Origin of the sequence: Paenibacillus methanolicus, from assembly GCF_008124765.1 — a bacterium.
Taxonomy (GTDB): Bacteria; Bacillota; Bacilli; order Paenibacillales; family Paenibacillaceae; genus Paenibacillus_Z; species Paenibacillus_Z methanolicus.
In genome coordinates this window covers 363,512-383,191 of sequence record NZ_VNHS01000004.1, presented here as the reverse complement: position 1 = coordinate 383,191, position 19,680 = coordinate 363,512, and the positions used below count along the sequence as shown (strand labels likewise).

The window sequence follows — 19,680 nt, the reverse complement described above, 5'->3', positions numbered from 1 at the left end:
AGAATTCCTCTTAATCAAAACGATGGCGTGGAGGGCTAAGGCCTTCCCCGCCATCGTTCCGTCAATACTTTCTATTAGCCAAAGAACGCCAGGAATGCGATTACGACGCCGATGATAGGTACAACTTCGACGATACCTACACCGATAAACATCGTTGTTTGGAGCTTGCCTGCGTTTTCTGGTTGACGAGCGATGCCTTCTACCGTTTTGCTTACGATCAGACCGTTACCGATACCTGCGCCAAGCGCTGCCAAACCGACTGCAATTGCTGCTGCCAATACTTCCATTTTTGAAATCCTCCTCAAGGGTAGTTAAGTATTTGAAATGGGTATACCATAATCTCCGCGCCCGATGCGTCCGTACGTCCGAACCGTCACGAAGTTTATTGCTGATGCATTAATGATGCTCATGCTCTTCGTCGTGCGAGACGATTGCGTGGGAAATGTACACCATCGTCAAGATTGTGAACAAGAACGCCTGAATCGCGCCGACGAACAAACTGAAGCCCTGCCATGCGATTAGGAAAGGCGTACCGACGACGCCAAGCATCAGAATCGTGGCAATGAGAACCTCGCCCGCGAAAATGTTGGCGTAAAGACGAAGCGCAAGCGTAAGCGGTTTCGCGATCTCCTCGATGACTTTCAGCGGGAAGAAGAACCAGAATGGCTGGAAGTAAGACTTCAGATATCCTTTGGTGTTCATCTTCAAGCCCAGGAAGTTAACGAGAACGAATACGATGAGCGCAAGGCCGGCCGTAACGGACAAGTCCGCCGTCGGCGATTTCCACCATGCGATGTGCGCCTCTCCGTGATGCTTATCAAGATCCGCTTGCGTGATGCCGAGCGTCTCGTTGACTTGATGCGTCTCCGTCACAATACCGAACGGAAGACCGAGCAGGTTGGAGATGAAAATAAACATGATCAGCGTCATGCCGAGCGTCATGAACGACTTCACCTTGTTCATCGGCATCGTGCTCGCGATCGTATTGTGGACGAATTCCGCGACCCACTCCAGGAAGTTCTGGATTTTGGTAGGATTATCGACCGACAACCTCCGCACCGCCACCATACTGAGCACCAGCGTAATGAGCGCGGACACCGTAATGGCGATGAGCGATGACAGATCGAACTGGATCCCCCCGATGGTAATGACCGGGAATAAATGCATACCGTGTTTCACCCCTTTCCGCTAAGGTTGTCTCTTGCTTTGCATGTAAGCGAATATCAAACTTGCAAAGGGCATGAAGAAGCATGCGAACAGTGTCGTTGGCGTATGAAAGTGCTCCGGGAAACGTTGCGCGATTAGCGCCGCAATCAGCACGGTTGCAAGCCTGCCGCCCATCCCAAGCCCCACTCTCCGCGGGCCTTGCTCGATCGTCACCTTGCCCAGCCAATCGACCCTTCTACGCAATAAGAGCGCATTCATCATACTTGCCGACACACCCAACATGATGCCAGCCGCAACGGCGCGCCACTCCGGCGCAAAAGCCCATACCAGCAGCGATAACGAAATCACGAAGACCGAGATCCGCGCCGCTTTCTGTAAAACCTCATTCATCTGAACCCTCCAACGCCTTCCTAACCAGCCAAACGGCAGCCAGAATGCCGGCGGCGAGACCGGTGAAAATACCGGCGATCATCCAACCCGTCGTTCCGAAGATCCACTTGGTGATCCAGTAGCCGAGCAAGGTGCAGATTGCGACTTCAAAGCCTAGTGCGCCGACCAAGGCGAGTGCTCGCCACGGGTTATCCCCACTGCTCTTTGGTTTCATGGTTTGTCCCCTGTCAATCCTCATACATTTTATCGAAGCTTGAGAAGGTTTGTCAATTCAGATAAAATAAAACTTTCCGTGAACTGCATCCTCCAAACCCTTGATTTCACTGGGTTTTCGCCTCTTCAAAACCGTACAGCATCACTGTATGCTGTGAACTTCAAGCACTTGACCGCTTTAACGCGTCAACTATGAACGTTTTGTGAACGGCTCCGGCTTTTCGGACCTGCGGCCGAAGTGATGGAGAATCGCCTGCACGATGCGGGCGGAAGCTTGTCCGTCGCCGTACGGATTGGCCGATTTGCTCATCCGTTCGTAGAGCGCGGCGTCCGTCAGAAGCGCGCGGGCGCGTTCGTAAACGAAGTCTTCATTCGTGCCAACCAGCTCCAGCGTACCCGCCTCGATGCCTTCCGGACGCTCGGTCGTATCCCGCAGCACAAGCGTCGGCACGCCGAATGAAGGCGCCTCTTCCTGCATGCCGCCCGAATCGGTCATGATCATGTACGTATGCGGATAGAAGTTGTGGAACTCGAAGACGTCGAGCGGATCGATCAGGCGAATGCGCGGGTGATCGCCGAGCACTTCGTTCGCCGGTTCGCGGACGGCCGGATTCGGATGCACCGCGTAGACGATCGCGACGTCCTCGAACTCGTCGGCGATTCGTTTCACCGCGCGGAAAATATTCCGGTGCGGCTCGCCGAGCGACTCGCGGCGGTGCGCCGTCATGAGGATCATGCGCTTGCCCTTCGCCCATTCGAGCACCGGGTGCGAGAAGGATGGATCGACGGTGTATTGGAACACGTCCGCAGCGGTGTTGCCCGTGACGTACAGTCTCGACTCCGCCTTGTTCTCCTTGCGCAGATTGTCCGCGGACCAATCCGTCGGCGGAAAATGAACGTCGGACAGCACCCCTGCCAACTGACGGTTCATCTCCTCAGGGTATGGAGACAGCTTGTTCCACGTCCGCAAGCCCGCCTCCACGTGGCCGACCTGGATCTGCTGCAGGAACGCGGCGTAGCTCGCCAGGAACGTCGTCTGCGTGTCGCCGTGCACGAGCACGATATCCGGCTTCGCTTCGCGTAAGACCGGGTCAAGCCCTTCCAGCACGCGCACGGTCGTCTCGGTCAGCGTCTGGCGGTCCTTCATCACGTTCAGATCATAATTCGGGACGATCTCGAAAAAGTCGAGCACTTGGTCCAGCATCTGGCGATGCTGGGCCGTTACGCACACGATCGACTGGATCTCGTCCTCGTACTTCTGAAGCTCCAGCACCAGCGGCGCCATCTTGACCGCCTCCGGGCGCGTGCCGAAGATCGTCATTACTTTCAGTTTAGCCAATCTCTGTCACTCCCATAAAACGGATTATTTGGTCCCGTACATGCGGTCGCCGGCGTCGCCTAGTCCCGGCACGATATACCCGTGGTCATTCAGACACTCGTCCAACGACGCGATGAAAATATCCACGTCCGGATGGGCTTCTTGCACGGCCTTGACGCCTTCCGGCGACGCGATGAGGCACATCAGCTTCAAATTCAGGCAGCCGCGCTTCTTAAGCGTCTCGATCGCCGCGTTCGCCGATCCGCCCGTCGCGAGCATCGGATCGACCACGATGAGCAGACGCTCCGCCGCATCGGAAGGCAGGTTGACGTAATACTCCACCGGCTTGAGCGTCTCTGGATCGCGGAACAGTCCGATATGGCCGACCTTGGCCGCCGGGATGAGCTGCAGCATGCCGTCGACCATGCCAAGTCCCGCGCGCAGAATCGGCACAAGGCCGAGCATGCGGCCGGAGATGACTTTCCCTTGCGCCGTCGTAACCGGCGTCTCGACCGGAATGGTCTCGAGCGGGAGGTCGCGGGTAATTTCATAAGCCATCATCGTCGCGACTTCGTCCACAAGCTCGCGGAAGTCTTTGGTATTGGTGTTCTTGTCTCGAATGTAGGTCAGCTTATGCTGAATGAGCGGGTGATCGCAAATGGTTAATTTGCTCAAAATATCGTCCTCCTGATGGTGCTTCCGCGCCGGGAAAAATCCCCTAGTTACGCGTTTTCATTTTCAATCTTGTATATTATAGCACCACACGCGCAGGAATTGCACAAGTTCGCCATTTTTTCCGATATTGCCTCGGGTATCGCAATCATTGCTGTCAAATACGCTCGAAACGGCCCGCGCGATTCATGTAATTATAGGAAAATAGGTTCGTCCTCGGGCGAGAACGAACCTACTTGAAGGCGTTGTAAATTATAAGCTCCCGAATACCGGACAAGGCTAACTCGATCGAGGCGTTCTAGCTGCTTCCTCCGCAGGATGAACCGCCTCCGCATGACGAGCCCCCGCCGGTTCCGCCGCCGTCGCTGCCCGATGAACCGCCTGCGCCGCTATCTCCGCCTGAATACCCGCCGCCCGAGTCGCCGTTGCCGCCCCCATCGCCGAAGCCTCCGCCGTCGCGGGAATTGCCGTCTCCGCCGCCGAACCCGTCTCCGTCACGGTCGTCCCCGCTGCCGTCGCATGCATAGCCGCCGTTATAAGCACCGTTCTGCTCCTCGCGTTCCCGCGCCTCTTCCATCTCCCGCTGGAATTGATCGTCCGGCGCGAGCGACGAGGTGAAGAATAGACCGGACATCACGCCGGTCGTCATCATCGTATCGCTCCATCCGTCATGGCGTCGATGGCGATACTCGTCGCGGTAACGGTCGCGGCTCGCCGCGTCTCCTTGGCGCGCTTCGCTCGAAAGCGTCCGCCCTCTATGCATCAAATAGCCGATGACGTCGCGCAGATCGGGGTAAGCGTCGCCCGCTCGCCCGTTGAACCGTCGCGCGACCAGTTCTTCGTCGGACAGCGCAATGAACTCATCCATGCGCGAGGCCGGCATCGGCGTCCGGTACATAGCGCCCCACAGCCGCGCGCTGGCGGCATAAGGGACGAACAGCTCGCCATAGGCCCAATCGAACCAAGCGCGCTCGCCCGCTTCGGGCTGCCCGCCGGGGCCGTGCGGCGCATGATGAATCAGCATTCCGCTGAAGCTTTTGCAGAACTGCTCGTATTCGCGCGTGAACATGAGCAGCTCGTGCCAGACGTCGTCGACCTTCTCGCTGTACATCGGGACCGACCGCAGCACGCCGCACAGCAGGAAATACCGCTTCAGCTCGAACCAGCGCCACTGCCATTCCAGCTCGTACATGCCCGGCTCGCGCTTCTGTACCCGGTCCTTCACGCGTGCCTCCAGTCCCTCCGGCACGGCCGCTTCCAGCCGAAGCGCCGCCTGGTATGCAGGGTGCTCCTGCGGAACGCCGAGGTTCGCCGGTGGCGGGCCGGTACGATGAGCGGACGGCGTCGGTCGCCCGCCGTACGAAGAGCGCGCGCCTCCCGTCGGTCGGATAGATCTCCCTCTCTGCGAGCGAAAAACGAACGAGACTAGTAATGCGACTACTAGAATTACAATGAACACTGTCGGCGTCATGCGTACCGTCACCTGCCTCTATTCGTGGTACACCCATTCTACCATGCGTCTATCTGGGATCACATCCACTTTATGTAAAGTTAAGCAGAGTGAAACGAATGCAGCGACGTGCGTATGACAAACGAAAGCCCCGATGCGTTCGCCAAGGAACGCATCGGGGCTGTAACCATCGTTTCGATTAGTACGTCATGCCTGGGTAGAGCGGGTATTGCGCCGTCAGGTCGGACACCATGCCGCGCGCTTTGGCCAGCGTCGCTTCGTCGTCCGGGTTCTTCAGCACGAGCGCGATTACTTGCGCGATCGTCTTCATCGCGCCGACGTCCATGCCGCGCGACGTCGCCGCCGGCGTGCCGATGCGGATGCCGCTCGTGACGAACGGGCTCGTCGGGTCGAACGGAATCGCGTTCTTGTTCACCGTGATTTGGACGGAGTCCAGCACGTGCTCGGCTTTCTTGCCCGTGATGTTCAGGTTGCGCAGATCGATCAGCATCAAGTGGTTGTCCGTGCCGCCGGACACGAGGTTAATGCCTTGCGCGACGAGCTCTTCGGACAGCGCCTTCGCGTTGTCGACGACGTTCTGCGCGTACTGCTTGAACGATGGCTGGAGCGCTTCGCCGAACGCGACGGCTTTGGCCGCGATGACGTGCATGAGCGGTCCGCCTTGGGAGCCCGGGAACACGGCTTTGTCGATCGCCGCCGCCCACGGCTGACGGCACAGGATCATGCCGCCGCGCGGTCCGCGCAGCGTCTTGTGCGTCGTCGTCGTGACGAAATGCGCGTGCGGAACCGGGCTCGGGTGCAGACCCGCCGCGACCAGGCCCGCGATGTGCGCCATGTCGACCATGAACAGCGCGCCTACGTCATTAGCGATTTGGCCGAGCTTCTCGAAATCGATGATGCGCGGGTATGCCGAAGCACCGGCCACGATCAGGCGAGGGCGGTGTTTGAACGCCGCTTTGCGCACTTCTTCGTAATCGATCGTGAACGTGTTCTCGTCGACGCCGTACGCCACGAAGTTATAGAGCAGGCCGGAAGCGTTGACCGGGGATCCGTGCGTCAAGTGGCCGCCGTGCGCCAGGTTCATGCCGAGCACCGTGTCGCCAGGCTTGAGGGCGGCCAGATAGACCGCCATGTTCGCTTGCGCGCCGGAGTGCGGCTGCACGTTCGCGTGCTCCGCGCCGAAAATCTCTTTCGCGCGTTGGCGGGCGATATCTTCGACGATATCCACATGTTCACAGCCGCCATAGTAGCGTTTGCTCGGATAGCCTTCCGCGTATTTGTTCGTCAGCACCGTGCCCGCCGCTTCCAGTACCGCTTCGGAGACGATGTTCTCGGATGCGATCAGCTCGATGTTGTCGCGCTGGCGCTGTAGCTCCAGGCCGAGTGCTTTCAATACTTCAGGGTCTTGTTTGCGCAGATTTTCCATTGGACGTGTCCTCCTCTATATCGTGAAGCTAGTCAAAATGTCAGTCGCACATGCCATTATCCGCTTGCCTCTTGCCAACCGTCTCTCCGCTTGCGGCAGGGGCCAGTCCGGCCGCCTCCCGCGAATACACCGCCCGCTCGCCGCCGATCAGCTTCGGCCGCGCATAGGCCATCGTCACGTGGGCTTCGCCGATCCGCTTCACCGAGCCTCGCACCGGAACGGCCACCTGCCGCAGATGCATGCCGATGAACGTATCGCCGATGTCGATGCCCGCGTGCGCCTGCACCGTCTCCGCCAGCACCGCGTCTTCCAATGTCCGATACGCGCAGGCCGCCATCGACCCGCCCGCCTTCGGCACCGGAATCGCCGATACGAGCTCGAGCCCGTATCGCTCCGCCGCCGTCCGCTCCAGCACGAGCGCCCGGTTCAAGTGCTCGCAGCACTGATACACCGGATAAAACCCGACCTTCTCCCGAGCCGCCTCTACGCCGCGAAAGATCGCTTCGGCCGTCGCAAGCGTCCCGGACGTGCCGATTCGCTGCCCGATAACCTCGCTCGTGCTCGTCCCGACGACGAGTAGTTGCCCGGGGCGCAAGCCGCCCGCTTCCGCAAGCTCCAGCACCGCCTGCCGCACGTCTTGCTCGATCGCCGCCAGCTGTTCTTGTCCGCTCATGGCCGGTTCCCCCTTACGGATGAACGACGTTCGCGGCTTCGAGCTGCTTCACCTTGTTCAGCCGCCCGACGTGGCGTTCCCCGTTCGAGAACGGCGTCTCGATCCAGATGCGCACGATCTCCTGCGCCAGGCCAGGTCCGACGACGCGTTCGCCCAGCGCCAGCACGTTCGTGTCGTTGTGCTCGCGGGTCGCCTTCGCCGAGAACATGTCGTGCGCGAGCGCGCAGCGAATGCCCGGCACTTTGTTCGCGGCGATCGACATGCCAATGCCCGTGCCGCAGATCAGGATGCCGCGGTCGACCTTGCCCTCCGCCACGCGCTCCGCGACCGGCACCGCGTAGTCCGGGTAGTCGACGGATTGATTGCAATCGCAGCCCAAATCTTCGATCTCATGGCCAAGCGATTGCAGGAACGGCACAATTTCGTCTTTCAAGCGGTAGCCGGCGTGATCGGCACCAATAGCGATTTTCATAAGGAACGTTACCTCCCGCATGATCCGCATAAGGGCGGAAATAGTCGAATTACAATGGTCCCATTATACCCCATTAGCGCCCAAAAGACGAAAAAAGAGCATGGCGCGCTAAAAAACACGCGATGCTCTTTGCCCAGGCGACCGGCCGTATATTCCGATGCTCCACCGTGGTTTGATCCACTTTCGTCGCCAGTCACATCGGAAACCGTTATTTGCTTTCATCATACTTGATCGCAGGCTTAAAATCAATCCGCTTTCGGCGATTCGCCGTACAATTTGGCGATCAGCTTGTCCATCGACTGCGCGATTTCGTCCGCGCAAATCCGGTACATCTCGAGCGATCCGCCGAACGGGTCGGCGATATCGAAGCCCGGGATGCGGCGTTCAAGCTCCAGCAGCCGATTGCGTTCTTCCGGCGACAGCTGTCCGCCGAGCGCCTGCTTCATGTGCCACTCCGTGTACAGCGCCTCGAGCTCCGCGATATCCGCCACGACCGACTCGTCGGTCTGCGTGTATTCCTTCAGCGTGAACGTCTTGTCGATCGCGTTCGGAAAACGCTGCAGCAGATGCCGCTTGTGCCCGGTCGTCATCGTGAGCACCAAATCGGCCCACTCCACGGAATCGCTGCCGATCGCGGTGGAGCTGCCGTCGTCCGGAATGCTCCGGCCGCGCAGCACCGCGCGCGCATGCTCGGATACCGGCAGGCCGTCGACCGTCGATACGCCCGCGGAGCGAACCTCGATCGGCAGCGAGCGAAGGCGCGCCTGCTCGCGCAGCATCGCCTCCGCCATCGGAGAGCGGCAGGTGTTGCCCGTACATACAAACAAAATCCGTTTCAACGCTGGTCCCCCTCCTTCTTCGTGCGGAAGCGGCGCCGCCCGGCGCGATCTTCCTTAACGTTGCGTTCGTTCCGCTGCCTACAGTATAAACAAGATGCCGAAGGTTAACAAAATAATTCCGCCGAGCGCCTCGCCGTATTCGCCTAGCCCCTTGCTCACTTTGCGTCCCAACAGCAGCCCCATGATTGACATTAGCCCGCCGATGAACCCGAAGAGCAGCACCGTCAGCAACACGTCGGCGGCGAACATGCCAAGCGATATGCCGACCGAGAACGAATCGATGCTGACGCTCAGCGCGAACACGGTCAAGCCGAATACCGAGCGGTGGTTGAACGATGGGACATCCTCGCCCCGCAGCGAGCTGTAAATCATGTGGCCGCCCAATAGCAACAGCAGTCCGCCCGCCGCGACCGTAGCCACCCCGCCGAGCAGCGTGCTGACGTATTGCCCCGTGAAGATGCCCAGCAGCGGCATAATAATATGAAAAAGCCCAATAATGACGCTTAGCTTTACAATATCAAGCAGCCGGATTCCTTTCAACCCGATTCCGATTCCCAGTGAAAATGCGTCCATCCCGAGCGCCACCGCCATGATGATAAGCGTCAACAGTTGGCCGGTCTGCAAGCTCGCCTCGATCATCGCCACACCCCCTGTCCCAGTCTCCTCAGAGCATATGCGGACAAGGGGCGAAACATGATTGACCGGACGGGCCGGACCTGGCTAGACGCGAACGACCCGGTGGCCCGCCGCCTTCACGAGCCGGTTCATCAGCGCGTGGCCGATCCCCGTCTCCGGGACGGATTCGGCCCAGATGCGCTGCGTGCCCCGGTCGTCGAATTCGCGGAGCGCGGCGTACAGCGACTGCGCCGCGGTCTCCAGCCGCGCCAGGCTGCCGAGCGAGAGCACGTCGTCGGCGTCGTAGCCGCCGGCGCGCTCGTCGAACGTGAGGATGCCGGCGCGCTCGCCGCGCGCACGGGCGGCGTGCGCCTCGCGCCGGATGTAAGCGCGGCGCGCCTCCGCATCGCCCTGCACCAGCTCCATGACGCCGCGCGGCGCGTAATGCGCGTATTTCATGCCCGGCGAGCGCGGCGCCAGCGCGGCGTCGGCGGACAAGCCCGGCGGCTGCGCGGCGACCGTGGCCGGATGGACAACCGGATCGGCAGAGAAGCTGGTTGGGCGCAGCCCTTGCGACGACGCGGCGGCGGAGCCGGAGCGAACAGGCACGTCATCTCCCGGCGAAGCCGCCAGGCGTTCGGAGTCCGCAGCCCGAGAATCGCCGGCGGCGGTCGCCGTTCCCATCCCGGCGCCCGGCGCGGCGACCGCGTCATATTCGACGCGCGGGACGACCTCGCGCAGCTCCTCCGCCGTGACGCCGCCCGGGCGGAGGATGCGCACGGTCTCTCCGTCGATCTCGACGACGGTCGACTCCAGTCCCACGCCAGCCGCGCCGCCGTCCACGATGCCGGCGATGCGTCCGCCCAGATCGGCGGCCACGTGCGCGGCGAGCGTCGGGCTCGGCCGGCCGGAGCGGTTCGCGCTCGGCGCCGCGACCGGACAGCCCGACGCCGCGATGAGCGCGAGCGCCACCGGGTGGGACGGCATCCGCACCGCGACCGTATCCAAGCCGGCCGTCACGCGAGACGACACCGCGCCCGGCGCGGCGGGCAGCACGAGCGTGAGCGGTCCCGGCCAGAAGCGGTCCATGAGCCGCTCCGCCAGCTCGCCCCACGGCAGCGCTAGCCCGGCAAGCTGCGCGCGGTCCGCGATATGGACGATCAGCGGGTTGTCCGACGGCCGCCCCTTCGCCTCGAATATGCGGGCGACGGCTTCGTCGCTGCGCGCGTCGGCGCCTAAACCGTACACCGTCTCCGTCGGAAAGGCGACGGTATCCCCTTCCCGAAGTAGACCAGCCGCTTCCGCCAGCTCCTCGGGTTTCGGCGCGCGCGCGTCGACGCGCCATTCTATCGTTCTGTTCATCTGCGTTCAATCCTTTGTGGCATTCTTCTTTTGCCATATAGTATACCACACCCTGTCCAGACGGAAGTTCGACGAGGCGATGCGCCGCTTCGTGTTAGCCGCACGACAAAGCCCCGCCTGGCGCTATGGCTTCGCCTGACGGGGCTTGTCGTCTTGCAGGTGTATGGCGTTATGCGAACAGGCTTTTGAAGAACGAGAAGATCGACTCCAGCACTTCCCACAGGAAGAACTTCACCTCGGGCGCTTGCTGCGCATCCGCGTTCGTTGCCGCTGCCTGCGCCTGAGCGCCTTCGCCGCCGGTTGGCGCATCCGCCGCTGCCGTCGTTACGGTCGCGGCCGCCGCCGTCGCTTCGCCGCTGACCGCGTCCACGAAACAGAGCGGCGGGAAAAGCACGCACCACCAGTTTTGGCCTTCGCCTTCACCCAGCGTAATGCGGAGCGCTTCATAATCGCCGGCCGGGTATACTTTGCTGCCGTACATTTTGGTCGGGAACGGCACGATGCCGAGCTCGGCCTTGAAGCCGTAATCGAAGCCGCGGCTTTGCAATTCCTCCGCCACGACGCGCTCGATATCGGACATATGGGCATGAATCGTCAGGCGCGCTTCCTCGATGGAATGCCGGGCGTTCACCCAGCGGCCCATCTCTTCGACGACCGCGTCGCGGACATGGCGTTTGACCGCCTGGTCGATCGCGCTGTCGGAATTGGCGAGAATGCGCAGACGAATGGATTCCTCGGGAATGTCGCCGCCGGCAATAGCCGCATCGGCGCGCTGGCTCTCCCAGCTCATGAACAAAATCGCGAGAATGACGAACAGGTAACCAAACGATTTTTGATAAGGGAAACGGGTATAAGTGCGGATCATATACACAAGCTCCTTCGCGGCACCCGTCGGTGCACTTGGCTTGCGTCCCGGAACGTTATATCCCCAGTATGTCCGGGAATCTCGCGCTTAAACCTAGCGGTTCTACGAAATTTAACGAGGATAGACGAGAGGTTCGGATACGCGAAAAAGCCCGCATGACCAGGCTTGTCCGGGCCTATTCCCAAAATGAGGGTGTTGCGCGAAATACTTTAGCGGTTAAATAATAGAGTTAGGCATTCGCGGTTTGTCATAGAATGGTACCATCCAGCCGGATGCCGATTATGATACCGGGGAGGCATGCATCATGCATACGTTTTTGCTAACGGGCAAGTCTCAGATGGGGAAAACGACGCTGCTGAAGCGAATCATCGATACGGTGGGCGCCGAGCGCTTCGGCGGCTTCTATACGGAAGAAATCCGCGACGCTTCCGAGCGGATGGGCTTTACTTGCGTGCTGCTCGGCGGCGGATCGCTGCCGCTGGCGCATGTCGGGCTGAACAGCCCGCACCGGGTTGGCCGCTATGGCGTGCGCGCCGGGTGGTTCAACGAGGAGGTGCGTCGGTCGCTGACCGAGACCGTAGATAGCGGCAAAATCGTCGTGGCGGACGAGATCGGCCGGATGCAGATGAGCGATCCGGACTTCCTCCCGTTCATTCAAGGGTTGCTCGCAAGTCCGGAGCAAGGCATCGTGCTCGGCAGCATTATGGAGGAGCGCGATGCGGCTACCGACGCGCTCAAGGCGCTGCCCGGCGTGCGCGTGCTGCCGGTGACGTGGGAGAACCGCGATCGGCTGCATGAAGAAATTGCGGTCGAGATCGCCGCGCTGTTGCAGACGGGGAACTAACAAGTCGGGCGGATGCGGCCAGGCGCGGAGCGTTGGCAGGCGCTTGACTCGGCAATGGATCGGAAGCCAACCTCTCCGCGGGCGGCGCAGGTATGCTGTGGCAACCTCGTCTAGGCCGGTCTGACGTTATGTCCTTATCTCGATGGCCGCCAATTTAAAAAGCTCGGACCGTTCGGCATAATGCCAAACAGTCCGAGCTTTTTGCGCGTCGCGCCGGTTTACACGGCTTTCTCTTCGTTCTCCTCCGGCAAGGGCAGCAGCGAGACGCTGCGACGGCCGTCGATGCCGACCGGCACGTCGCCGGCGATCGTGACGCGGCGGACGACGCGGTGCTCGCTGCCGTAATCGTTCACGGCGTAATGCTGGGTCGCGCGGTTATCCCAGATGACGACGTCGCCTGCCGCCCAGCGCCAACGGACCGTATTTTCCAGACGCGTCACGTGCTCCTGCAGAATCGCCAGGATTCGCTCCGAATCCGCCGACTTGAAGCCCGAAATCCGCTTCACGAAATGCCCGAGCAGCAGATGACGCTCGCCCGTCTGCGGATGGACGCGGACGACCGGATGCTCCGTCTCGTACACCGTCGAGGCGAATACGGCCCGGTGCTTGCGAATATCGTCCGCCGTCGCCTCGCGGCGAATGACGGCCGCGTAGTCGTACGCGTTGGAGTGCACGGCGCGCAGACCGTTCGCCAGCTCCTGCAGCTCCGGCGTCAAATCGTCGTAAGCCGCCGCCGTGTTCGCCCATACCGTATCCCCGCCCGCCGGCGGGATGACGACGCCGCGAAGAATGGATGCTTTCGGATACGCTTCGACGAACGTCACGTCCGTATGCCAAGAGTTCGCCCGGCCGCCATGTTCGGAGTCGAGCTCCAGCACGGCGCTCGTGCCCGCCTTCACCGGAACGGTCGGATGGGCATAGAGCTCGCCGAGCCGCTTGGCGAACGCTTCTTGGCCGGCGTCGTCTAGCTGATGCTGGCCGCGGAAGAACAGCACCTTGTGGGCGAGCAGCGCTTCCTCGATCGCCTCGATCACTTCCGGGGCTAAGTCCGCGGAGAGCTCCACGCCGCGAATCTCCGCGCCGATTCGGCCCGCGACGGGCACGACTTCCAACTCTACCGCTTGGCTCTTCACGATTTCACTCATTCTCTTCTTCCTCCTTGGGGCGGATTCCGCCGAATATGGGTAAGTCGCTTGCCAATGACGCTACAGATGCGGATGGGGCGTTATTGAAGCGCTTCGTTCACGAACGAATCGTCCACCGCGTCTTTGAACGTCGTCGGCTGCTTCAAGAACTTATTCTCGAGCAAAATGTCCGCCGAGGCTTGCTGAGCGTCCAACGCCTTCTGCGTGTACGCGGACAATCCCGTCTGGCTATTCTCTAATACCTGCTTCAAGATCGGCGCCGGGATCTTCGTCAGCTTCTCGTAAATGGCGACCGCTTCGTCCAGATTCGCATATTGCCAGTCGAGCGCTTGCTTGTATTGCTTCAGGTATTCCACGACGATCTCCGGATGATTCTTCGCGAAATCGGTATGGGCGATCATCGAGACCGGCGCCTGCACGGCGATGCCGGCGTCCAGCGCCTTGGCCTTCTTCTGCGCCGCGTTCATCGACACGTACGGGTCGATGCTGACCCAGGCGTCCAACTTGCCCGCTTCGAACGCCGCCTGGGCGTCGTCGAACTGCAGGTTGATCAGCTTGACGTCCTCCTGCTTCAGCCCGTGCGCGGTCAACACTTTGATCAAATAGACGTGCGACGTCGTGCCTTTGGCCAGGCCGACCGTCTTGCCCTTCAAATCTTCGATCTTCGCGATCTCGCTAGCCGCGGGGACGAGCACCGTGTTCAGACGCTCGCCTTCGGTGATGAGGCCGACGACGCGGAACGGCAGTTTGTTCGATACCCCGGTGATCGCGGCGCCGTCGCCCAAGAAAGAGAGATCCACGCGTCCGGCGACGAGCGATTCCAAGAGCGGCGGGCCGCTGGTGAACTTGCTCCAGGAAATCTCCGCGTTCAGCTTGCCGAACGCTTCGTCCAGCCAACCTTTCTCCTGCGCAATGATGAGCGGATTCAATCCGCCGTTAATGGCGATGTTAACCTTCGCCTTCTCGCCGGAAGGTTTCGCGGCATCGTCATCGGTCGCATTGCCCGCCGCGGCTTTCTCCGTTTCGCCGCCGCTGGCTTGCGCGTTGGCCGAGCCGCCCGCGTTCGCGGCTTCGTTCGATGTCCCGCAACCAGCCAGCACCAGCGCGAACACGAGCACGATCGCCGCCCAAGATAACGTGAACCTTTTCATTGGTAGAACCTCCTGAAGTTTTGCGTGATAGTACTTCTCTGTATTAGCTTAGCTTCAAGCAAAACTCGCTTCGGAAGCTGTGCTTTAAGTGTTGCCCCGCCCCATTAGTAAGGACGGTCGCCCGCAATCGAGATCCGCTCGGCTACGCGGCGGTGCGGGAAGTAATCGGACGCCGCGTAATGCTGCGTCGCGCGGTTATCCCAGAATGCCACCGAGTTGGCCTCCCAATGGAAGCGCACTTGGTACTCCGGAGTTTGCGCTTGGCGGAACAGGTAGTTCAGCAGCCGCTCGCTCTCCTCCGGCTCAAGCCCCACGATGCGTACGGTAAACGCCGCATTGACGAACAGCGTCTTGCGTCCCGTCTCCGGATGCGTGCGGACGACCGGATGCTCCGCCGCCGGGAATTCTTCCTGCTTCGCCGCGAGAATGTCCGGCGTCATGCGGCGGCCGAAGCTCGGGGTGAAATCGTGGATCGCCGTCAAACCGTCGATCCGCCGTTTCACGTCCTCGGGCAGATTATCGTACGCCGCTCCCATGTCGGCCCACAGCGTATCGCCTCCGTGCGGCGGTACTTCGGACAGCCGCAGCACCGAGCCGAGCGCCGGGTCGAGGCGCCAGGTGACGTCGGTATGCCAGACGTTCTCGTTGCCCGTCATGTCCGCGCCTTTCTCGAAGCGAGTCACTTCTTCGGCGCTGCCTCTAGGAAGGAACGGATGTTTCTCCAGCTCGCCCCACAGCTTGGCGAACGCCAACTGCTGGCTGCTGTCGATCGTCTGGTTGCGGAAGAACAGCACCTTCCACTCCAGAAACGCGCGGTGCAGTTCGGCTTTCAGTTCCGGCCCGACCGGCTGGCCAAGGTCGACGCCTTCGATCTCCGCGCCGATGATCGGACCGAGCGGTTTCAGCGCGAACAACGTGTACGGCTGTTCCTCCGCACCTTCCGGCAAACGCTGTAAATGACGGGCACCTGCCCGGAATTCCCGGGTCGGAAGATAATCGCGGGATAAATAGTCTGTCGTCGTAACGCTCATGACCAACGCCCCTTCACAATCAATTAAATTCTTACCCGAATAATCGGATTTAGGTATGAAAAAAAGACTCCACGCGCAGATTCCAGGCTTGCGGCCGAATCTCTGGTCGTCCAGTCGATTCCGATGCGATCGGTACATATGCGGCCTCAAGCTCCTCTCACAGGGTGACTTTCCGTTCAGCTTGTGGCGTGAACAAATCGTAGCAGGGGGCAAAGCACGTTGTCAACCCTCTTTTTCCCATGACCCGACAACGCATGGCGCTTCCGCCTCCTGCTTGGGGGCCAGCATCGTCAGCAGCAGCGAGATCGTCTCGGGCGTAGCCGGCGCGTACCCGCGCATCTCCAGCAGCATCAAATTCTGGATCAGCGTGCCGAACAGCGTCGCCAGCTGAACCGGGTCGCCCTCCATGACCGTGCCGTCTTGTTGGCCTTCCTCGATGAGCTCAATGAGCAGCGCCAGATTGTGCCCGGCCCGCTCCAGAATCGTCCGCTTCTCCTCGCCGGTCAGCACGTCCGTGAACACCGCTTGCAGCAGCACCAGATAGATATCGGGATCGCCGACGCCGGGCAGCGAACGAACCGCAATGTAGCGGAACTTCTCGGCCGCGGTGCCGGGCATCGCGAGCGCCCTTCGGAGAATCGTCCCGTAAATCAACTGTCCCCGTTCGATGACGGCAAGCAAAATTTCCTCTTTCGAGGCAAAATGGTTGTATAAATGCCCATGGCTCATCCCGGCTCCCGCCGCGATGTCGGCCATCTTCGTCAGGACGCCCCGGCGGGCGAACACGCGGGCCGCGGCGTCGAGGATTTGCTTCCGCCGCTCCTCGCGCTGCTGCTGGTCTCGTTCCGTATTTCGTGGCATATGTTCCTGTTCCTCCTGTCGCCGTAAGACGTCGAATCCCCGTTATCTTACCAGAGCATTGCTTCCGATTTCCATCCCGCCATTCGAAAAATAATTCTCCTACCCGATTAGTCGGGTATTGACGACGATCCGACCGCAATGCTAAGATAGGGCACAACGTAACGGATGAGTCAGTCTGTGACGGGCGAATCGACTAGTCTACCTGGAGATTCGGCAGCGCGTTTTTCGCGCTGCCGGTCTCTTTTTTTATGCTCATATGCGAGGGCGAAGGAGTGAGTTGGCTTATGACGGCAGGACCCGTACTGGCGATTAATTGCGTCAGCAAAACCTTTCATGGCGAACAAGGCGCGACCCATGTGCTCGACACGCTGGATTTGACGGTGCACGACGGCGACTTCACGACGATTATCGGACCGAGCGGTTGCGGCAAAAGCACGCTGCTGAAGATTATCGCCGGCCTCGACCAGGATTTTCAGGGGGAAGTGCTGCTCAAGGGCAAGGCGGTGACGAAGCCGTCGCAAGAGAAAGGGTTTATTTTTCAGGAGCATCGGCTGTTCCCGTGGCTGAATGTCGAGAACAATATCGCCGCCGACCTGTCGCTGCGCGATCCGGACGTTCGCCGCAGAGTCGACGACTTGATCAGGCTCGTCAAGCTCGGCGGATTCGAGAAAGCCTATCCGCGCCAGCTGTCGGGCGGCATGTCCCAGCGCGTGGCGATCGCGAGGGCGCTGCTGCGCAAGCCGGAAGTGCTGCTGCTCGACGAGCCGTTCGGGGCGCTGGACGCGTTTACCCGGGGCCATATGCAGGAGGCGCTGCTCGATATTTGGCAGACGAACCGAACCTCGATGGTGCTCGTTACGCACGATATCGACGAAGCCGTCTTCCTCTCCACCCGCGTCGTCGTCATGGACGCGCGTCCCGGCCGCATCAAAGCGATCGTGCCAATCGATCTCCCTTATCCGCGCAAGCGGACCGGCCGCTCGTTCACCGAGCTGCGGACGCTCGTGCTGGAGAAGCTGGAGCATCATGACGAGCAAGAAGCGTACAGCATTTAACGATAACGTGACCTCAACCGCGAGAACGCGCTTACGGCGAACTAGCCGGCGCGGCGGTAAACGAAAGGAACGTGAATTTTCATGGCAGCACCTATAACCGCCAAAGGCAACCTCGCCGCCGTCCCGCGACCGGCGGCGGCACGGCGCAAGGCCGGAGGCAAATGGGGCATTTTCATCCGGGGGGCCATCCTGCCGGCGCTCATCCTCGCCTTATGGCAGCTGTTCAGCGCGACGGGCTTCATCTCGAAGCAGTTGTTCTCCTCCCCGCTGCTCATCCTCAACCAATACGTCGAATTAACGCGCTCCGGCGAGCTGCCGCATCACCTGCGCGTCAGCATCGTGCGGGCGGGGCTCGGCTTCGTGCTCGGCGCCAGCTGCGGACTGATCCTGGGCATGCTGGTCGGCATGTACCGCCGCTTCGAGGAGACGGTCAACCCGACCGTCCAGATGCTGCGCACCGTGCCGCTGCTCGCCATTACGCCGCTGTTCATCATGTGGTTCGGCTTCGGCGAGCTGTCGAAGGTGCTGCTCATCGCGCTCGGCGCGTTCTTCCCGCTGTACGTCAACACGTTCCTCGGCGTCCGCACCGTCGACGCGAAGCTGTTCGACGTCGCCCGGGCGTTGGAATTCACGCGGCTGCGCCAGATGGTCCGGCTCGTGCTGCCGGCCGCGCTGCCGAACATTCTGCTTGGGATCCGGCTGTCGCTCAGCCTCGCCTGGATGTGCCTCGTCGTCGCCGAGCTGCTCGGCGCGGATACCGGGATCGGCTACATGATCAACGACGCGCGCTCGTTCATGCAGACGGATATCGTCTTCGTCGGCATTACCATCTTCGCCCTCGTCGGCAAGCTGTCGGACTCCATCGTCAAGGTGCTGGAAGCGCGGCTGCTGCGTTGGCAGGACAGCTACAAAGGATAACATCCTCGCAAACGTCAAAACCTCCGTTCCCTGTTGGCGGCACGCGCCCAAAGGGAACGGAGGTTTTTCGTTGGTGATCATGGCCACTCGGGCGCATCCTCGCGCTTCGTGTGCTCGTAAATTTGCCGAATTCCCCAGGCGAGAGCCAAATACAACGTTTGAACGAATACGTAAATCGCGAAGGAATAGCCCAGATTCCAGTTCTTATACTGAAAGACGTGGCACCAATTCGCGATCTGCTCGTAGCCGACGCCCAATGCGGAGAATCCGAGCACGTACAGGCTGACGACCAGCCCCCGAACGCGCCATCGGTTATAGAAATACACGAACACATACGAGAACGGCGCATAGACGAGATAGAACAACAGATCGAACACCTCGTAGCGGCCCGAATCGTTAATGTTGTAGACGTCGATCGGCGGCACGCCGAGCAGAAAGTCGGCATTCATCGCCATGACGGGCCCCATCGCGTACAACAAAGCCGTAATGATCAACGGAAACCGGCGCGGAAGCCATAGCGAGAAACCGCCGACCGCCAGTAGAGAGAGCAGCAGAAACCATTCATTCGCGTCAAATTGCGCCGGCCAATACAGCTTCATGCCTCGACTTCCTTCCGTGCCAGCCTTCGCGACACCCGCCAAACCCCATAGGCGGACAGCGCGAAGACGCACCAATACCCTAGCGAATAGCCCCAATGCCACTTCGCCTTCAAGTCAACAACGCCGAGCAGCACCTCAAGCTGCTCGAATCCGGCCAGCAGAGCCACCGCCGCCACGGCTAACAGGAGCGGATGGTTGGCACGGCCGCTAGAGGCATCGGTTCCGTAGCGGATACAGTGCAGAGCGATGGCCGGAAAAATAATTTGCACCGCCAGCGCGTGGGCGACGACCGCCCGCATCAGCTTCGGCAGCGCGAAGAGTTCACCGTTCATGCCGATCAGCCACATATAGTTGCTATGCATGAATAGAACCCAGCCCCACACCAGGAACGCCTCGAACGGATGCACGCGCTGCACGATGACCGGCAGGGTGAGGAGACAAAGCATGGATATGCCCGTAATAACCGTAATTTCCATTAGCGCCTCCGACCATTCTTTCTATAGTTGGATATTTGCCATAAATGCGCGATTGTATACAAGTCGGAAAACGCGAAGCGCATCGCTTGCGACCGAACAGCCGACGCCGTCGAGGAA

23 protein-coding genes and 1 riboswitch are annotated in these 19,680 nt (G+C 60.7%); of the genes, 3 read left to right on the top strand and 20 right to left on the bottom strand.

Features of this window, described 5'->3' with window-relative positions:
* Positions 1-74 precede the first annotated feature (74 nt).
* The 14 genes from atpE to spoIIR all read right to left on the bottom strand — a co-directional run bounded on the left by atpE (position 75) and on the right by spoIIR (position 11,483).
* Positions 75-287, bottom strand: a complete 213-nt coding sequence (atpE, locus tag BCM02_RS13240) for a F0F1 ATP synthase subunit C (protein WP_148929567.1) — start codon at positions 285-287, stop codon at positions 75-77.
* A 109-nt stretch (positions 288-396) separates the two neighbouring features.
* Entirely contained in the window at positions 397-1,167 is a 771-nt protein-coding gene (atpB, locus tag BCM02_RS13235) for a F0F1 ATP synthase subunit A (protein WP_148929566.1), read from the bottom strand.
* A 21-nt stretch (positions 1,168-1,188) separates the two neighbouring features.
* Positions 1,189-1,557: an ATP synthase subunit I gene (locus tag BCM02_RS13230; RefSeq protein WP_148929565.1), complete on the bottom strand. Its 369-nt coding sequence runs from the start codon at positions 1,555-1,557 to the stop codon at positions 1,189-1,191.
* Complete coding sequence (locus BCM02_RS13225) at positions 1,550-1,771, bottom strand: AtpZ/AtpI family protein (RefSeq protein ID WP_148929564.1); 222 nt, start codon at positions 1,769-1,771, stop codon at positions 1,550-1,552. The genes BCM02_RS13230 and BCM02_RS13225 overlap by 8 nt, the downstream gene beginning before the upstream one ends.
* 189 nt (positions 1,772-1,960) lie before the next feature.
* On the bottom strand, positions 1,961-3,109 hold the full coding sequence (wecB, locus tag BCM02_RS13220; protein ID WP_148929563.1) for a non-hydrolyzing UDP-N-acetylglucosamine 2-epimerase: 1,149 nt from the start codon (positions 3,107-3,109) through the stop codon (positions 1,961-1,963).
* Positions 3,110-3,133: 24 nt separating this feature from the next.
* Positions 3,134-3,763 carry a uracil phosphoribosyltransferase gene (gene upp, locus BCM02_RS13215; RefSeq protein WP_148929562.1) on the bottom strand — a complete coding sequence of 210 codons (630 nt, stop codon included), beginning with the start codon at positions 3,761-3,763 and terminating at the stop codon, positions 3,134-3,136.
* A gap of 295 nt (positions 3,764-4,058) precedes the next feature.
* A complete protein-coding gene (locus BCM02_RS13210) occupies positions 4,059-5,231 on the bottom strand; it encodes a glycine-rich domain-containing protein (protein WP_148929561.1) in 1,173 nt (390 codons plus the stop codon).
* A 178-nt stretch (positions 5,232-5,409) separates the two neighbouring features.
* Positions 5,410-6,657, bottom strand: coding sequence for a serine hydroxymethyltransferase (glyA, locus tag BCM02_RS13205; protein ID WP_148929560.1), 1,248 nt, complete (start codon positions 6,655-6,657; stop codon positions 5,410-5,412).
* Between the two features lie 40 nt (positions 6,658-6,697).
* Entirely contained in the window at positions 6,698-7,330 is a 633-nt protein-coding gene (locus BCM02_RS13200) for a TIGR01440 family protein (RefSeq protein WP_148929559.1), read from the bottom strand.
* A gap of 13 nt (positions 7,331-7,343) precedes the next feature.
* Positions 7,344-7,802: a ribose 5-phosphate isomerase B gene (gene rpiB / locus BCM02_RS13195; RefSeq protein ID WP_148929558.1), complete on the bottom strand. Its 459-nt coding sequence runs from the start codon at positions 7,800-7,802 to the stop codon at positions 7,344-7,346.
* Between the two features lie 124 nt (positions 7,803-7,926).
* Positions 7,927-8,009, bottom strand: a riboswitch (ZMP/ZTP riboswitch).
* A 38-nt stretch (positions 8,010-8,047) separates the two neighbouring features.
* Positions 8,048-8,641, bottom strand: coding sequence for a low molecular weight protein arginine phosphatase (locus tag BCM02_RS13190; protein WP_148929557.1), 594 nt, complete (start codon positions 8,639-8,641; stop codon positions 8,048-8,050).
* Between the two features lie 78 nt (positions 8,642-8,719).
* Positions 8,720-9,280, bottom strand: a complete 561-nt coding sequence (locus BCM02_RS13185) for a manganese efflux pump MntP (protein WP_148929556.1) — start codon at positions 9,278-9,280, stop codon at positions 8,720-8,722.
* Between the two features lie 81 nt (positions 9,281-9,361).
* Positions 9,362-10,618 (bottom strand): L-threonylcarbamoyladenylate synthase, encoded by a 1,257-nt coding sequence (locus BCM02_RS13180; protein ID WP_148929555.1) that lies wholly within the window; start codon positions 10,616-10,618, stop codon positions 9,362-9,364.
* Positions 10,619-10,787: 169 nt separating this feature from the next.
* Positions 10,788-11,483, bottom strand: coding sequence for a stage II sporulation protein R (gene spoIIR / locus BCM02_RS13175; RefSeq protein WP_148929554.1), 696 nt, complete (start codon positions 11,481-11,483; stop codon positions 10,788-10,790).
* A 304-nt stretch (positions 11,484-11,787) separates the two neighbouring features.
* Between spoIIR and BCM02_RS13170 the strand changes: the two genes are divergently transcribed.
* Positions 11,788-12,327, top strand: a complete 540-nt coding sequence (locus BCM02_RS13170; protein ID WP_148929553.1) for a nucleoside-triphosphatase — start codon at positions 11,788-11,790, stop codon at positions 12,325-12,327.
* Between the two features lie 218 nt (positions 12,328-12,545).
* Here the strand turns inward: BCM02_RS13170 and BCM02_RS13165 are convergent, their stop codons facing one another.
* The 4 genes from BCM02_RS13165 to BCM02_RS13150 all read right to left on the bottom strand — a co-directional run bounded on the left by BCM02_RS13165 (position 12,546) and on the right by BCM02_RS13150 (position 16,515).
* A complete protein-coding gene (locus tag BCM02_RS13165; protein WP_148929552.1) occupies positions 12,546-13,472 on the bottom strand; it encodes a TauD/TfdA dioxygenase family protein in 927 nt (308 codons plus the stop codon).
* Between the two features lie 80 nt (positions 13,473-13,552).
* On the bottom strand, positions 13,553-14,623 hold the full coding sequence (locus BCM02_RS13160; RefSeq protein WP_148929551.1) for an aliphatic sulfonate ABC transporter substrate-binding protein: 1,071 nt from the start codon (positions 14,621-14,623) through the stop codon (positions 13,553-13,555).
* 104 nt (positions 14,624-14,727) lie between these two features.
* The gene (locus BCM02_RS13155; protein WP_148929550.1) at positions 14,728-15,654 is read right to left on the bottom strand and encodes a TauD/TfdA dioxygenase family protein; all 927 of its coding nucleotides are present in this window, start codon (positions 15,652-15,654) and stop codon (positions 14,728-14,730) included.
* A 222-nt stretch (positions 15,655-15,876) separates the two neighbouring features.
* Positions 15,877-16,515, bottom strand: coding sequence for a TetR/AcrR family transcriptional regulator (locus BCM02_RS13150; protein ID WP_148929549.1), 639 nt, complete (start codon positions 16,513-16,515; stop codon positions 15,877-15,879).
* Positions 16,516-16,799: 284 nt separating this feature from the next.
* Here BCM02_RS13150 and BCM02_RS13145 point away from each other — a divergent pair, with 284 nt between their 5' ends.
* Both BCM02_RS13145 and BCM02_RS13140 read left to right on the top strand, forming a co-directional pair.
* Positions 16,800-17,570 (top strand): ABC transporter ATP-binding protein, encoded by a 771-nt coding sequence (locus BCM02_RS13145; RefSeq protein WP_148929548.1) that lies wholly within the window; start codon positions 16,800-16,802, stop codon positions 17,568-17,570.
* Between the two features lie 81 nt (positions 17,571-17,651).
* Positions 17,652-18,488 (top strand): ABC transporter permease, encoded by an 837-nt coding sequence (locus BCM02_RS13140; RefSeq protein WP_148929547.1) that lies wholly within the window; start codon positions 17,652-17,654, stop codon positions 18,486-18,488.
* A 77-nt stretch (positions 18,489-18,565) separates the two neighbouring features.
* Here the strand turns inward: BCM02_RS13140 and BCM02_RS13135 are convergent, their stop codons facing one another.
* Entirely contained in the window at positions 18,566-19,087 is a 522-nt protein-coding gene (locus BCM02_RS13135) for a hypothetical protein (RefSeq protein ID WP_148929546.1), read from the bottom strand.
* Complete coding sequence (locus tag BCM02_RS13130) at positions 19,084-19,563, bottom strand: hypothetical protein (RefSeq protein WP_148929545.1); 480 nt, start codon at positions 19,561-19,563, stop codon at positions 19,084-19,086. The genes BCM02_RS13135 and BCM02_RS13130 overlap by 4 nt, the downstream gene beginning before the upstream one ends.
* Positions 19,564-19,680 lie beyond the last annotated feature (117 nt).